Genomic DNA, 14,100 nt, shown 5'->3' with positions numbered 1-14,100 from the left:
ATGAAGCATTACGACGTGATTGTACTCGGCCTCGGTGCCATGGGCTCTTCGGCGCTCTATCAGCTCGCGTCGCGGAATGTGAGCGTGCTGGGAATCGATCAGTACGACCCTCCCCACCGGCTTGGCTCTACGCATGGCGAGAGCCGGATCACCCGCGTGGCCTGCGGTGAAGGTCCCATGTATTCGGCTCTCGCAAGGCGCTCCCATCGCATCTGGACCGAACTCGAAGAGCAGCTTGATGTCAGTCTTATGAGGCTGAATGGGCTTGCCGTCATAGGCGGCCCGCGAGGCGCGCATCGACATCAGAATCCCCGCTTTGTCGAAACGACCGAAGAAGCGGCCGATTTGGCGGGTGTGAAATATGAGCGACTCTCACCTGCCGAATTGATGGCCAGACATCCCGCGTTCCGGATCTCAGACGACGAGAAAGTCTATTTCGACAAGGACAGTGGGTACGTGACGCCTGAAGCGTGCATCCGTGCGCAGCTTGTCCGCGCCCGTCAACAAAAGGCTGACATCAGAATCAACGAGCGCGTCACTTCTTACGAGAGTGTATCGGGCGGAGTTTGCGTCGTTACGGATCGCGGCGTCTATCACGCCGGTCAACTCATCATCACCGCGGGGCCCTGGCTTCCGCAGTTGCTGCGTTCACCCGTAGAGCTGAAGGTGCAGCGTCAGGTGCTGTACTGGTTCGCGCTTGCAGACCGGAAATCCCTGGAGATGTATCAGCCGGAGAATTTTCCGGCTTTCATCTGGATGGTTCCGGGTCGAGATCAGAATATCTATGGACTTCCTGCGCTGGGCGGCGTTTCGGATGGCGTGAAGATCGCGACGGAACAGGAGCAGACGGAAGATACGCCTGAAAGCGTGTCTCGTGTCGTTTCCGAGGAAGAACGGCGCTCGATGTTTGCGACCTACGTCGAACCGTTCTTCAACGGCGTCACATCGCAGTGCGTCCGGGCTGAAGTCTGCCTGTACACCAAGGTCAAGGATGCGCGTTTCATCATCGATCGCCATCCGGACATGCCGAATGTTCTCGTGGCTTCGCCGTGCTCCGGGCACGGCTTCAAGCATTCGGGCGGCATCGGTGAAGTTCTCGCAAAGTTGGCGCTTCGCGAGACGATTCCAGCCGATATCGATATGCGACAATTTACGTTCGAGGAGCCGGCGCGGGTAGGTGCAGCATGATAGGCGCTGATTTCGTGAGTTTCTGCATAGGCACCGGCGCGATGTCAGTTGCGACCGTTTGTCAGCACGACGCGGCAGACCACGCCGCAGCGATCATCGCCACAAGCCGGTCAACCTTTGCCAGGCCGTCGCGAGCATGCGACGAAATTTGGCGCGCAGACCCCAGCCGAGCTTCTGGCGTCCGACAAAGGCGTAAAACCGGTAGAGCATCATGCGGGCCAGCAGCCGAAGCTGCGGCGCGATCGGCTCCGGCGCGGCCGGCTGCACCGACTGGAACTGCAGATTGACCTGCACCGGTTGAGCAGCGGGAGCGGCAACCGGCGTCACGGCTCGCATCTGCCGGCGCTTGCTCCGCCTGTCGATCTGTGACGCGAGCGCGTGCAGGATACGGGCAATCCGGTAGCGGGCTCGCGCAAAATGCCAGGGACGCCAGCCGGCGTCCCATGCCGGCAGGATCCGCGAATCGACCACGAGATAGCGAAACCCGAGGTAGCCGCAGACCCCGGCGCCCAGGATGGTACGAAGCGCGGTGCGAGATTTGCGGTAACCGGCAGGGGCATCGCGCTTCAGCCTCTGATACAGCCTGTGCTGGTTTTCCACCGTCCGCCGCAAGGTGAAGCGTTCGAGCATCAGGCGACGGCCGCGCTGACCCAGTTCGCGCCCCATCTTCGGATCGCGCAGCAGAGTCAGGATTCCGCGCGCGAGATCGGCCGGATCGGCGGGCGCAACGAGCACGCCGGTTTCGCCGTCGATCACGCTGTCGACGAGTCCGCCGACCCGCGTCGCGACCGTCGGACATTCCATCAGCAGCGCCTCGATCGATCCACCGAGGTTTTCGCTGAGCGAGGCCTGGACTGCGACATCGAGAGACTTCAGCGTCGCCGGGACGCTTTTCCGATAGCCCGTGAACTTGACGTTGTCAGACAGGCCGAGGTCGGCAACCAGCGCTTCCAGCTTCGCAAGATATTGCCGGCCGCCCTCCTCCCAGGCCTTCCCCACCAGCAAAAGCTTGGCGGCGGGAAACTCCTGAAGGATGTCAGGCATGGCCTTGATCAGGTCGGCGTGGCATTTGACCGAGCGGCCATGCACGGCCGGCGGCGTCCAGCGGTTGGTGCCAAGCTCGGCATAGAAATAAGCGACCATGCCGATCAGCGGGGTATCCTGCGGCCAGCCGTACTCGGCGCGAAGATCGTCGGCAGCGTGTTGCGCAGGATCGAACGCGGTCTCGTCGGGACCGTAATAGATGACGGAAAGCCGCTCCTTCGCGACTCCCATCGACATGTAGAGATCGCGGCTGAGCCCGCACGACGGAATCAGCGCCGTTTCCATCCACTGCGTCGAGCCGTCGATCCAGCGCGGCGTGTAGGCTTCGAGATGGAAGGGCCCGGCGATCATGGCGAGCCGCACCGGCACGTCGGCTAGCCATGCCGCGATCCGGCCGATCACCATCGAGTGGAACAGGTGCGTCTGCACGACATCGAAGCGCTCGCGCTTGAGGATCGCGGCAAGCGCGAGAATCTTCTTCGGCAGCGCGAACAGGTCGGCGGTCGCAAGGAACTCGAAATCGCTCACGAGAACCCGGATACCGGCGGCGCGGAAACGGTCGACCAGCGTTCCCGAATTGCCGTTGAGGATGACCGACACGTCGTAGCCGAACCGATCGCGCAGATCGCGCAATTGCTCGAACACCCAGAGCGCCCCTTCCGTCGTCGCAGCGACGTGACAGATGTGCAGCTTCTGCGAAGGTGCATCGGACAATGCGCCCGCGCCATCGTCACGGACCGTCACGGCTTGAGCTGGCTTCACAGGAGACAATTCGACGCCCACTCGTACACAAGCGCCTTCAGCGCAGCGGGTAGCCTGGCGCCTGAAGGCTGGCGGAGGGAGAGAAACCAGGTTCGAACCTTCTCCGCAAGCCGCTCGGAAACACCGCCGGGCGCACCACCTCCAAAGCCGTTTATTTTCAATATGTTACAAGGTTTGATTGGCTGGAGCCTGATCTACCGATCGGACGTGTAGCCAATCCGAACAATCAGATCGCTTGCCGGACGAGAGGGCACCATCGCGGTAGATGCCTGGCCACTGAATAGGCCGATTCGCGGAAGGCGTTATCATGCATTCTGATCGCAATGCGCCAATGATTTGTCTGGCGGCGATCCTCAGGCAGGCGGACAAGAAATCGGCCGTCTCTGACGCCGAAGCTGTATCTCCAGTCCCATTCTCCGATCTGCACGATGCAGGTCGAGGCTGAGCATTGGTGGCCGGATGGCCGGAGGTTTGCTCCTCCCGAATTGTTTTCCGATGGACTTGCGAACTACGCAAGGACGGCCGTGCTGATCGAACATTCCGCGGGCCCCGGCGTCATATAGCCAATCGGAGCAACATCGTGGACCACCGGGGCGAACTTCAGAGGCTGCAACATCAGCTCGAACTGGCTAATCGCATGATCCCGTTGATTTGCGACGTTGCCACCGTGGAGCGGCTCGAAAGCTTCGCGAAGGTGATCAAGGGCAGGCTCGATGAGTTGCAGGTGTCAATTCAGCGCGAGGAAACTTGCAGCCGTGCCTTTGTGCTGTGGCTGGAAGCGGGCCGGCCGGAAGGACGTGATCTGGAGTTCTGGTTGCGTGCTGAAAGGGAGTGGACGGGCAACGACCAGACTTCAACGCACACGGCACCAGGGATTTGGAACCGTCGTCGATCCGACGACTTGAATCCGCAGGCCGGATTTCCCGCCGACAGCCGGCCTGCACGGCCTTTGGCTCTAACCCCACCAGCCCCCCACGGCGAGGCCGTGCTTCATCGGGAGGTTCGCATGGCTCACGTCTATGACGATGATATCCGCGCGCGTGCCTACAAGCTTTGGGAAGAGTCCGGCAGGCCTGAAGGACGTCGGGACGAGTTCTGGCAGGAGGCCGAGCGCCAGCTCAAAGAGGAACAGGTCAGGCACGAATTGAAGACGCCGGACACGCTTTGAAAATCTACCCTCGATCATCAGGGCCCACGTTGTTGTCGAGCTCGACACGGCCATCAAGCGTCGCCAGCGCCAAGACCGCGCCCACAATGGCGGGTCGCATTACCTCGCCCCTCGTTTCGTCGTCTCTTCTCTAGACAACGGTTGCATGAGCCGCACAGATCTACTTTTCAAGCCACTTCAACTTTGAATGAAGCGAAACGACGTCTGTTTTGGGTCACGTGCTGCCTTCCCGAATGTGTTAGCGCCGCGTCCGCTGTACCGCTGATAGCTGCCGATTTGCTCCCCGCCCAGATCGGCGGGTTCGGGCCAATATCGGAGATACCGGACGAGACGTGCCCCCTGACTTAGGTAACGCCGCCAATGCGTTTTGGAGTTGCGCCGGCCGTTAGCCACCGGACCGATGCAAAAACGGATCCACGGACTCAGCCAACAGGGTGGCCATTTGGGCGGCGGCAGGCGTGGACTGCTTTTCGGGCGGCAGCGAGCCGACAGAATGGACCGCCAGTCCAGCACCAGCGGCAAAAGCCACTATCGCAATTGCAGCATGATATTCGATCCTCATAGCGAATTCCTCCATCGATCCCACGAACTAACCGGATACGCCGAGAAATGGTTCCGAGAGCGCTGTTCGACCCTAGCCCTTGGAACGCCTGCTTGCGTGCCGTCCAAAAGGCATCCTCGTCAAACCGAAGCGGCGGCGCGGCCAAAGATTTGGAACGGAAGCTCCTGCCAAAACTTTAGAAATACGAGACCGTCGCTCGCCGTTAACTACACGGCGCATGTCGCGGATAGCCAAAGGTTCCTCACTGCAGGGCCCGCTGTTTTCAAAAACAAGCGCTCGCGCAGATAGCCAAAAGCGGCGGTCTCCGGTTCCATTCCAAAATTGCCAGCCGTGCTCGCAAGCTGGAGAGCTGCGGGAGGAGTGGACGCTGGCGCTTTCTTACCCGAACGAGGCTTCTTATGCGCAACCGCATTGACCTAGATCCCAAGCACAGCCGAGCAATCGTTCAAGAAATTGGAGAAAGGCTGCACGCGTTCCTGAAAGAAGAGCCGGAATTACCGGGGAGCCTCAGAGCGCAAATCGGCCGTCTCCGCGAATTGGAAGAGCAGTCGCCATCAATCATTCCCAGTGCTGAGCGCTGGGACAAACGTCGCCGTTGAGCCGCCCCTAGAACAGCGCGGACGCCTCGGCCGAATGTGGAGGCGCAATGCCATCGGTGAAGCACCGTGCCTCAAATATTTTGAATGAGTACGGTGCGGCGCAATCCGAATTGATCGGCAAAGCCGTCGTCCTTACCGACGGAAAGGCGGGCACGGTCGAGAACGTTTGGCTGGATGATTTGCACGGGCTTCGGATTTCGATCAAAGATCATGACGGAAGATGGCCAGTCTCAACCATCAAGTTCACGGAGAACTAGGCCTTCGCATCGGCTGCGCGCTGCCCAGAACAGCGGGATTCTTTCAGATCATTCCGATCAAGATGAAGAGAGCGATTTCGGTCAGGAAAGTGACGCTCATGATCGCGACCGTAAGAAACAAGTCGCTCGCCGAGAGAGGGTTCATGAATGCCTCGCATCTTGCGAAGCCCCGGGAGTAAATCATTCAGGCTAGAAAAGGTTTCGGTTCCAAACGCAGACGGCGAGATGCGAGCGGAGTCGGCCTCCGAGGCGGCCTATGACGAAGTCCGCTTGGGGTCAAAAGCGCCGGTCGAAGATCTGGCAAATGAGTCCGCTTGACTCGTGACAGCCGACTTCAGCGAGCCACCGGCCGACTTCGCCTTGGAGCCAGGGCAGACTCATGCACCGTAGCAAGCAGCATCCTTGTTCGATCACCTTGTCGGTGAAAAGGACAAGCGCTCAAGGCAGTCGGTCGAGGCCGACTGCAGAATCCGTCGCCCGCAGAAGCCCTTTTGTCTCCAGACGATCTTTCGCCAAACGCCCAAGGCGGTGCTCCGATCCCATGCCCCGCGTGCAATGCGGCGTAACATTCGGCGCGAGGCTAGGGAACCGTGTGCCACGGGCAACAGTTACCCCACGACGAAGCGGAGTGGCGCCGCCGGATGTTGATAGTTCAGGGCGGCGCGATGTAGCTTTATTTTCATCGGCAGACTTGAGGGCGAGGAAAGGCCATGCGCGCCTTGATCCTAGTATTGTCCATCCTAGCGATCGTCGACAGCGCGCACGTTGCCAAGGCTGGTCTGAGCAGCACGCCCCGCGAAACGTTGGCACCCGCCGATGCGGCGATCGCTACCGACGAAGCGACTCAGGAGACCGAGGATCAGATCGGCCTCACCAAGGCAAAGCGTCGTGAAGTGCAACATGGGCTAACCAGGCTCGGGTTCGACACCAAGGTCAATGGGAAGTTCGACGAATCGACTCGCGCTGTCATCGCGCGCTGGCAGGAGGAGCACGGCTACCCTACGACTGGCTTCCTCAACGCCGCCGAGCACAAGGTACTAATGGACGCCGCGACGGAGGCTGCCAAATCTGACCATCAAGACCGTCGTCGCGCTGGGAGCCGTGCTCCCTATTCGCGTGGTGTCGGCGGTCCGATCGGCGCAATCGGCGGCGCGGTGCACAACGTAGTGGGGGGCGTGGCCGGACTATTCCGCAGATGACTCGTCCAGGCTCAAGATAGTGGGAAACACGCCTATGGCGGCCCAGCACTTTGTAGGACGGCTGTGACGATTAGCTCGCCGAGGGCGGGCTCATGTATCAGGGCATGCGAATGGCTGGCGGCCGGAGGGGCGATGTCGGAGATGGGTCAAAAGGCGAGCTTTGAAGGTTGCTAACACGTCTGCTTCCGCCCGCGTACGGGGCATCATTCGCAGGTGCGTTTCTATAGGATAACTCAGTCAGCGACCGAGCCCCCGATCGCGTGATCGCGGAGACTCAGCGCAGCGTCGTTCGCGTATTCATAGTTATGGAAGAAGCCGGCCATTGGCCGACTGCCGGCGAACGTGGGAGTGCACAGGCGGCTTAAGCACGTTTGCACCAGATCCGCTTTGTTCCAAGGCCGGACACGTCGAATAGGGCACCTTGTGACCCTTAGGCGACTTCGGCCTACCGATGGAGTCCCCTTGGCAGAGCAAACGGTTCAGAGCCACTGCTTCGCGTGGCAGAGAGCTGTTGCGGGGTTCGACCAGCCATTCCACCAATGCCTATTGCCGCAAGTTGGTCACGCCTGCGCGAAGCAAGCCGTCTGCGAGGTGCTCCCGATACTTCTCGTCAAGGTAGGGGGTTGTAATGTCGAACAGCTGCTGGGGATCTATCGGCTGTCGGGAGATTAACTCGTTTAGCAAATGGCGCGCTTCCTCAACGCGTCCAAGTTGACCCAGGCTTGCCACGAGAGTTCGGAGACCAATGTAAGGGCGGCGCGCACTGACCGCCAACTCGCAAAAATGTGCTGCCTCCTCGTAGTTCTCTTGATGGTAATGTGCCAGCGCTACGTAGCTGAGAAAGGCACGGGCTTGAGGATCATTCGGGTTCAGACGAAGGAAACGTCGCAAAGCGTCAAGAGCTTCTCTGAAGTGTCCGATATGGATCCGAACTACGCCAAGGACGAAGAACCCGAGCGCGAAATTCGGGTTGAGGTCGATCGAGCGCTGCGCCTCCGAAAGCGCCTGCGCATGCATTCGCATCACCAAACTCGTCCAGCACAACGCGTAGTGGCAGTAGGGATCGCGGTCATCGATCGCAACCGAGCGCGCCGCAGCCGTATGAGCCTCAGATGCGTCGTTTGTGAGATCGCTGCTCCAACCGTACATGATCCGGCCGACCAGTGTCCGTGCGAGCATCATGTGTGCCTGGGCGAGGTTCGGGTCAACCTTTATCGCCTGTCGCAGCAGGGCTATGGCTTGCTCGTGGTGCTCGGGAGCGAGTTGCGAGAAATGCCACATCGCGCGCATGCAGCAGTCGAACGCGTCCAAATTGCCGATGCTCTTGCGACAGGCCCGCTTCCCTTCCATGAGAAGCATCTCGGGTTCGATCGCGCCGACCACGCTCTGTGTGATCTCGTCCTGGATGGCAAAAATGTCGGCCAGGTCGCGGTCGAACCGCTCGGCCCAGAGGTGGTTTCCGGTTTCCGCTTCGATCAGCTGGCTTGAGATCCGCACCCGCTGACCGGCCCGTCTTACGCTCCCTTCGAGAACATATCGCACGCCAAGCTCGCGAGCGGTCTGCTTTACGTCGACGGTCCGCCCCTTGTAGGCGAAGCTCGAATTTCGCGCGATGACAAAGAACCATCGGTGGTGTGACAGAGCGGTAATGATATCTTCTGTAATGCCTTCCGCGAAGTACTCCTGCTCGGAATCGCTGCTCATGTTGGAGAACGGCAGCACCGCAATCGATGGCTTGTCTGGCAGCGCGAGCTCGCCGGCTAAAACGCCCGTGGCCGCCGGATGCTGGAGCCGCCAGTCCACTGAGTAGACCGAAACCGGACGACTGATGTTCTTTAACGATCGTTGTCCGATTGGCGTAAGGGGAAAGTTCAGCTTGCCTTCGATCTGATCGCGGACCACACCGGAGATGCAAATTCCGCCGGGGTCAGCAACGCCCTGCAACCGCGCAGCAACGTTTACTCCGTCGCCGAACAGGTTGTCGTTGTCCACCATCACGTCGTCGAGATTGATGCCAATTCGAAGTTCCATCTTCCGGTCGCTCGGGAGATCGGCGTTGTGGCGAGCAAGCGCGCGCTGGATGGCGACTGCGGCGCGCACGGCCTGCACCGGGCTGCTGAACTCTGCAATCACGCTGTCTCCGGCGGATCCGAAAATGCGCCCCACGTGTTCAGAAACAAGGTCGGATATCGTGCGACAGTACGCGTCCAGGGTCCGCAGGGTCGCTTCCTCGTCCGCCGCCATGAGGCGACTATAGCCGGCAACATCCGTTGCCAGAATCGCAGCCAAACGTCTCATGATCTGAGGGATGTCCATAGTCATCCCCGTACTGCGAACGAAAGTCTAGCCGATGTGGACGCGAGAGTAAAAGCAAGTATGGATCCCACGCCCTCGCTCTTTAGCCAGACAGGGGCGGATCCAGCCGAGTTAAGGGCGCGCTTCGGGATGATGCTTCCCAAAGCCGCGTTATCGCTCAGCTCCAAGGCGAACGAAGCTCAAACAGGCCACCTCAGGTGCGCTGTCACGGGTACACCTGACTTCCCTCGCGTCGTCCTCGACCACCGCTTGTGACCTCGAGACGGGCACGTCTCTCAGCAGAGCAACTAGTGCCAGTGCTGCGACAGATCAAAAGTCGCTTTGTCGGACGCCATAGCGCGGACTATCGCATATCATCAAGGATGTACGAGGCTGTTTGATGGTATGCGTCCTCATTCGGGCGATGCATAGTTACGCCATTGCGTTGGGCACGGAAGCCCATTGACAGGAGATGTCGATATGTTTTGGGCCGGCTGGCATTTACACATGCCACCACCTGCTTAAGCCCTTCGTCTACTGCCAGTGCTCCGCAGGCAGTGACCAATTGACTGAAGCGCGTTTCACTCTCCGAGCTGGGGCGAACCGCTCCGAACCTGATCAAACATGAACCGGCCCCTGCGGGGCTCTTCGGTCCATACTCGCACAAAGCCACCGCCTCCATTCGTGATCCATCCGTAAGAAAGACGCTGTCGCCGTGTCCCTGCGCGTGAGCAGTGCGTATTTCCGCTGAGAGATCCAATCCGTCGCGCACCTCAGTCGTTAAAGCTCGGCATGCGTCAAGCCAATGTGCTTGACCTGCGCCGGCAACGGTCGAATAGCGAGTCGTTTCTGGCATTATCTCATTGGCTTCGACCAAGCGGGTCATGATCGCGGTGAGAAACCGCGGCCAGAAGCCAAACCTCTGATACAAGGCAATGTGTTTTGTACTCTCGGCAAACGTGAAGAAGGCTAGATGCCGAGCTCCCAATGCATTCAACCGTTCGAGCACCGGCGGGATGAGAAGTCTGGCGGTCCCGTGATTCCAGGTGTCGGGGTGTGTGGAGATCGGGCCGAATATTCCCAAGCTTCCCCAGCTAGTTCCCAGGCTCGATCCGATCAACCGATCTCCCATCCATGCGCCAAAAGCCAGCGAGGGATCTGTCATCCAACGTCCGGTAACGAAGTCCCGATCCGTCCAAAACGTATCTGGCGCCATCCCAAACTGGGCCGCGAATGCACGACGCAAGATTGCGCCGGCTTCCGGCAGGTCGCTTACGTCGAGAGGTCGTATCGATATGCTCGGGGATGATTGTTCCACAGCACCCCTCTCATCGATGCCGGTCGCAGGGATGGCTCAACAGCGCCATTCCTTCGCATAATATACCTCCTGACATGGTCCAGCTACGGCCGTTCTCTCATCGCAAGCCGCTCGGGGACTCGTTGCTGCGTTGCATGAGTCCGGTTGTGATGCTGTGGACGGCTCCTCCACCGGCACGAGAGTGCCAAGGAGTGGGTGCCTTTTGAAGCTCCCACGATTCGGAGGAGCAGCCAATGCAATCAATTTCGACGATCGGTCTGGATATCGCGAAGTCAGTCTTCCAAGTGCACGGCGTTGATGCAGCCGGCCAGGTGGTCCTACGCCGTCAGTTGAGGCGCCGGCACATCCTGGCATTTTTCCAGAAGCTGCCGCCCTGCCTGGTGGGCATCGAGGCTTGCGCGTCATCGCACCATTGGTCCCGCGAACTGCAGGCGTTGGGGCATACGGTGCGATTGATGCCTCCGGCCTATGTGAAGCCCTACGTCAAGCGGCAGAAGAACGACAGCACCGATGCGGAGGCAATTTGCGAGGCGGTCACGAGACCCAACATGCGGTTCGTGCCGACCAAGACGGTCGAGCAACAGAGCTGTTTGATGCTTCACCGAGCCCGCCATCTCTTCATCCGTCAGCAGACTGCCGTGATCAACTCAATCCGCGCCTATCTCGCCGAGTTCGGGATTGTCGCCCCTGTCGGGCGCAGGGGTGTCGAGCAACTGCTGGAAGTCGTCGCCGATACAGCCGATGACCGGCTGCCCGAGGTCGCCCGTGCGTGTCTTGCTGCTCTCGGCAGTCAATTGCGGGCACTGAAGGCCCAGATCCTGGCGTTCGACCGCCGCATCATCGCCTGGCATCGATCCAGCGCGACGAGCAAACGGCTGGACGCGATCCCCGGCGTCGGGCCGGCGTTGGCAACAGCTTTGGTCGCCAGTATTGCGGATCCCAAGGCTTTCCGATCGGGACGGGACTTCTCGGCCTGGGTGGGGCTCGTGCCGAAGCAGAACTCGAGTGGGGGTAAGGACAAGCTTGGCAGTATCAGCAAACAAGGGGATCGCTATTTGCGCAGCCTGTTCACGGCTGGCGCGCTCGCCGTGATCCGCTATGCCAAGATCCATGGCACCGATCATCGGCCCTGGCTCACTCGATTGTTGGCCCGGCGCCCCACCAAGGTCGCTGCCATCGCACTCGCCAACAAACTCGCCCGGATGGCCTGGGCGATGATGGCCAGAAACGAACGTTACAATGAACCCGCCGCTCTCGCGGCGTGACGAGACGACATTACACCGGGACATCCGGTGTGACGTAACGGTTGGGAGGGCGAACAGCACGTAATGCAGCGCCGGTCGATCCGGCGATCAGGACAACCCACATGGGCCACAGCATCATCGAATGCGAGGTTTTGACCGGAACCTGATCCGCGGAGGGCATTATGGCCAGCGGTCATGTGAGCCGCACAAACAGGCCGAACACATGGCCGCTCCGACCAACGCGCCGCAAAGTGAAGATTCTTCTTGCCAACCCGGAGCCGTCCACACATGGCCCCAAAGGCGCCCCTGCCAATCTGCTGATTGTTCGCTCCGCGCCCGAAAGCGGAATTCGCAAATTGAAAGTTATGGAAGAAATCGCCAGTGGGCGAGCTGACTAGACTACAGAATTGCGGTTCTCGTCGGTTTTAATCGCGCGAGGGACATTCCGGGCAGGTGTCCCCAATGCCGTCGAGCACCTCAACGATGGCCGCGGCCGCAGCTTCAGACGAGATGCCATGCGGCGGATTGCGGCGGGCGATCTCGAAGGCGCGATCGCGGGCATGCGGGTCGGCGCGATCCTGCATCCAGCCGTGCTCCTCACACTCCCGAATGGCGCCGGCGTCGTTCAAGACGGCAATCGCCCAGCCCCGCAATGTCCGGAATCCTGGCCGTCTTTCCCTCGTCATCAGCATCAAGATGGCTCCCGCCGGGAAGGAATCCTTAGCGCCCCTCCTCGTTCCCGGCGGTTAGCACAGACCAGGGATTCGAAATGACGAGAGCTCACGCTTGTCCACCTGTTCCAATCCTCTGTGCAAAAGTCAGGTAGCGGGATCTTCCTTTTCTCCGCTCGCGACGATCTTGAGTGTCCCGTCTGGGAGCCGCCGCTGCAACGCCTTGGCCTCATCCCACGAGGCGCGCATCCAGACATCGTACTCTTCGCTCGTCGTGAGGATGACAGGCATCGCCGTCGGATGAACGCGCTTGACCTCGGCATTCGGTTCGCAGGTCAGGAAACCGAAGACGTCGATGGTGACCTCGCCTTCCTTTGCCTTGCGGACGCTCGTCCAGTTGCTCCAAAGGCCTGCAAAAGCGATGAGGGGCCTGCTGTCGTCGGGTGCAAACCACACCGGCACCTTCTTGCCATCGATGGTGTCGTACTCACTGAATGAGGTGAACGGCACCAGGCAGCGATGCTCTGGATCTAACCATCGCTTCCAGTGGGCGCTGCCGACGTTCCGAATGTTGGTCGTCCCCGAGTCAGGCTCCATCCGGAGCAAATCCTTGAAGTCGACTGACGTGCCCTTGGCTTCGAGTTTTTGCGCCCGCTTCTTGGTGGCGTTCAATAACGCCTGCCGAGACGAGGGCATGCCCCAGCGGGCCATCGTGATCTCACGGCCGTCGGCTGCGTTGCGAACGATCGGGGCCGGATAGTCCGGAAAGATACCGGGCAGCGAAGGCAGGTTACCGACGCGGTTGTTGAGAGCATCGAACAGTCGGCGAATGGCGTCGACGTTCTTGGTCATGGAGTAGAGATTGCACACGATCACGTCTCCGGAGCGGCATGGCGTGGCCGCTGCGCGAGCTGGAGGAGGGTAGCGGCCGGGCGACGACCGGCCTTAGCACATTTGCTGCATCGGAGCCTGCCAGCGAGGTCGTGGATGAAGGTCGTAGCGACATGCGGAAGCGTCGCCAAGTCGACATCCCGCGCCGTCTTGCAACGCGAGCACCGAATCTCGAGCCAGGGATAGCCGCCGTTGATCGCCTGATCGATTGTCGGCGAAGGGTCGATTGGCTCGCCATCCGCCCACATTCGCTCGTTCCAGCTTTCGCACAGCAGCCTGTCCGCCTGCCTTATCAGCGCATCGCCCTTCGCGCGGGCCTCAGCAGATTGCGCGGCGAGAATGGTCGTCATCGCGCGCGCCTTGCCCAGCTCCGTCTTCAGAGCTTTCCGATCGCCTCCAGAAAGCGGCGTTGGATGATGCTTCGGCGCCATCCGGTGCGGTCCTTCGGCAGCGCAAGATTAAGGGCAGTCGAAAACAGGCCAGCAGCCGTCCTCCTCATGACGCCCGGTTCGCTGCTGACACGTGTTGTCCAGAAGCCGCTGCCCGACATCCTTCCAGAGGGCCTTTGGGCCATACATGCGGACCGCATCTGCCTTTTGCATTTCGACGATACGGTCACATCGGCGACAAGTGACCCGCAGCACGTGCTGTTGGATCTCGGATAGCCGCCGCGTCTGGATCGCCGGTCCGGGCGCCTCTGCGCGAAGGCGCGGATCGCTCAGGACGGCCTCCCAATATTCCGGCGTCAACTCGTCGATCGGTTCCGAAGAACTTGCCTCCGGGCCTGCCCGTCGGCCGAAAAGGCCAGTTTTTCCATTTGCTTGGGGGTCGGCATGCGCCAGCTCGCGGGTCGATCGCTCATGGCGCAATTTAGAACATAAGAAGAACGAATGTCGAGTCCG

13 protein-coding genes and 1 pseudogene are annotated in these 14,100 nt (G+C 60.3%); 6 read left to right on the top strand and 8 right to left on the bottom strand.

All coding sequences use genetic code 11. The annotated features are described in order from the left end of the window. Nucleotides 1–1,188, top strand: a complete 1,188-nt coding sequence (gene solA / locus KUF59_RS02945; RefSeq protein ID WP_212460764.1) for an N-methyl-L-tryptophan oxidase — start codon at nucleotides 1–3, stop codon at nucleotides 1,186–1,188. Nucleotides 1,189–1,281: 93 nt separating this feature from the next. Here solA and KUF59_RS02940 read toward each other — a convergent pair whose 3' ends face one another. Beyond that, nucleotides 1,282–2,976, bottom strand: a complete 1,695-nt coding sequence (locus tag KUF59_RS02940) for a glycosyltransferase (protein ID WP_258768191.1) — start codon at nucleotides 2,974–2,976, stop codon at nucleotides 1,282–1,284. Nucleotides 2,977–3,574: 598 nt separating this feature from the next. Between KUF59_RS02940 and KUF59_RS43960 the strand changes: the two genes are divergently transcribed. Continuing rightward, a complete protein-coding gene (locus tag KUF59_RS43960; protein WP_309500922.1) occupies nucleotides 3,575–4,162 on the top strand; it encodes a DUF2934 domain-containing protein in 588 nt (195 codons plus the stop codon). Nucleotides 4,163–4,547: 385 nt separating this feature from the next. Here the strand turns inward: KUF59_RS43960 and KUF59_RS02925 are convergent, their stop codons facing one another. Further along, nucleotides 4,548–4,724: a hypothetical protein gene (locus KUF59_RS02925; protein WP_212460766.1), complete on the bottom strand. Its 177-nt coding sequence runs from the start codon at nucleotides 4,722–4,724 to the stop codon at nucleotides 4,548–4,550. Between the two features lie 398 nt (nucleotides 4,725–5,122). On the opposite strand from KUF59_RS02925, the gene KUF59_RS02920 reads away from it, so the two are divergent. The 3 genes from KUF59_RS02920 to KUF59_RS02910 all read left to right on the top strand — a co-directional run bounded on the left by KUF59_RS02920 (nucleotide 5,123) and on the right by KUF59_RS02910 (nucleotide 6,779). Further along, a complete protein-coding gene (locus tag KUF59_RS02920) occupies nucleotides 5,123–5,323 on the top strand; it encodes a hypothetical protein (RefSeq protein WP_258768190.1) in 201 nt (66 codons plus the stop codon). 47 nt (nucleotides 5,324–5,370) lie between these two features. Then, complete coding sequence (locus KUF59_RS02915) at nucleotides 5,371–5,580, top strand: PRC-barrel domain-containing protein (RefSeq protein WP_258768189.1); 210 nt, start codon at nucleotides 5,371–5,373, stop codon at nucleotides 5,578–5,580. A 710-nt stretch (nucleotides 5,581–6,290) separates the two neighbouring features. Beyond that, on the top strand, nucleotides 6,291–6,779 hold the full coding sequence (locus KUF59_RS02910) for a peptidoglycan-binding domain-containing protein (RefSeq protein WP_258768188.1): 489 nt from the start codon (nucleotides 6,291–6,293) through the stop codon (nucleotides 6,777–6,779). 543 nt (nucleotides 6,780–7,322) lie between these two features. On the opposite strand, the gene KUF59_RS02905 is transcribed toward KUF59_RS02910, so the two are convergent. Then, entirely contained in the window at nucleotides 7,323–9,095 is a 1,773-nt protein-coding gene (locus KUF59_RS02905) for an adenylate/guanylate cyclase domain-containing protein (protein ID WP_258768187.1), read from the bottom strand. A gap of 343 nt (nucleotides 9,096–9,438) precedes the next feature. Further along, a complete protein-coding gene (locus KUF59_RS02900; RefSeq protein WP_258768186.1) occupies nucleotides 9,439–10,239 on the bottom strand; it encodes a GNAT family N-acetyltransferase in 801 nt (266 codons plus the stop codon). A 386-nt stretch (nucleotides 10,240–10,625) separates the two neighbouring features. Here KUF59_RS02900 and KUF59_RS02895 point away from each other — a divergent pair, with 386 nt between their 5' ends. Continuing rightward, nucleotides 10,626–11,657: an IS110 family RNA-guided transposase gene (locus tag KUF59_RS02895; RefSeq protein ID WP_258768179.1), complete on the top strand. Its 1,032-nt coding sequence runs from the start codon at nucleotides 10,626–10,628 to the stop codon at nucleotides 11,655–11,657. A gap of 404 nt (nucleotides 11,658–12,061) precedes the next feature. Here KUF59_RS02895 and KUF59_RS02890 read toward each other — a convergent pair whose 3' ends face one another. The 4 genes and pseudogenes from KUF59_RS02890 to KUF59_RS44175 all read right to left on the bottom strand — a co-directional run bounded on the left by KUF59_RS02890 (nucleotide 12,062) and on the right by KUF59_RS44175 (nucleotide 14,060). Then, nucleotides 12,062–12,328: a hypothetical protein gene (locus KUF59_RS02890; protein ID WP_258768185.1), complete on the bottom strand. Its 267-nt coding sequence runs from the start codon at nucleotides 12,326–12,328 to the stop codon at nucleotides 12,062–12,064. A gap of 126 nt (nucleotides 12,329–12,454) precedes the next feature. Continuing rightward, the gene (locus KUF59_RS02885) at nucleotides 12,455–13,177 is read right to left on the bottom strand and encodes an SOS response-associated peptidase (RefSeq protein ID WP_258768184.1); all 723 of its coding nucleotides are present in this window, start codon (nucleotides 13,175–13,177) and stop codon (nucleotides 12,455–12,457) included. Nucleotides 13,178–13,179: 2 nt separating this feature from the next. Then, on the bottom strand, nucleotides 13,180–13,629 hold the full coding sequence (locus tag KUF59_RS02880) for a hypothetical protein (RefSeq protein WP_258768183.1): 450 nt from the start codon (nucleotides 13,627–13,629) through the stop codon (nucleotides 13,180–13,182). Nucleotides 13,630–13,656: 27 nt separating this feature from the next. Continuing rightward, nucleotides 13,657–14,060 (bottom strand): annotated as a pseudogene (locus tag KUF59_RS44175) (hypothetical protein). Between the last annotated feature and the right edge of the window lie 40 nt (nucleotides 14,061–14,100).

The organism is Bradyrhizobium arachidis (assembly GCF_024758505.1).
In the GTDB taxonomy this organism is placed as follows: domain Bacteria; phylum Pseudomonadota; class Alphaproteobacteria; order Rhizobiales; family Xanthobacteraceae; genus Bradyrhizobium; species Bradyrhizobium manausense_C.
This window is presented reverse-complemented; position numbering and strand designations above follow the sequence as displayed.

Excerpts from the sequence above, each read along its gene's own strand:
- solA (WP_212460764.1), top strand. The coding sequence starts at position 1 with ATGAAGCATTACGACGTGATTGTACTCGGCCTCGGTGCCATGGGCTCT.
- KUF59_RS02925 (WP_212460766.1), bottom strand. The coding sequence starts at position 4,724 with ATGAGGATCGAATATCATGCTGCAATTGCGATAGTGGCTTTTGCCGCT.
- KUF59_RS02920 (WP_258768190.1), top strand. The coding sequence starts at position 5,123 with ATGCGCAACCGCATTGACCTAGATCCCAAGCACAGCCGAGCAATCGTT.
- KUF59_RS02915 (WP_258768189.1), top strand. The coding sequence starts at position 5,371 with ATGCCATCGGTGAAGCACCGTGCCTCAAATATTTTGAATGAGTACGGT.
- KUF59_RS02910 (WP_258768188.1), top strand. The coding sequence starts at position 6,291 with ATGCGCGCCTTGATCCTAGTATTGTCCATCCTAGCGATCGTCGACAGC.
- KUF59_RS02905 (WP_258768187.1), bottom strand. The coding sequence starts at position 9,095 with ATGGACATCCCTCAGATCATGAGACGTTTGGCTGCGATTCTGGCAACG.
- KUF59_RS02900 (WP_258768186.1), bottom strand. The coding sequence starts at position 10,239 with ATGACAGATCCCTCGCTGGCTTTTGGCGCATGGATGGGAGATCGGTTG.
- KUF59_RS02895 (WP_258768179.1), top strand. The coding sequence starts at position 10,626 with ATGCAATCAATTTCGACGATCGGTCTGGATATCGCGAAGTCAGTCTTC.
- KUF59_RS02890 (WP_258768185.1), bottom strand. The coding sequence starts at position 12,328 with ATGCTGATGACGAGGGAAAGACGGCCAGGATTCCGGACATTGCGGGGC.
- KUF59_RS02880 (WP_258768183.1), bottom strand. The coding sequence starts at position 13,629 with ATGGCGCCGAAGCATCATCCAACGCCGCTTTCTGGAGGCGATCGGAAA.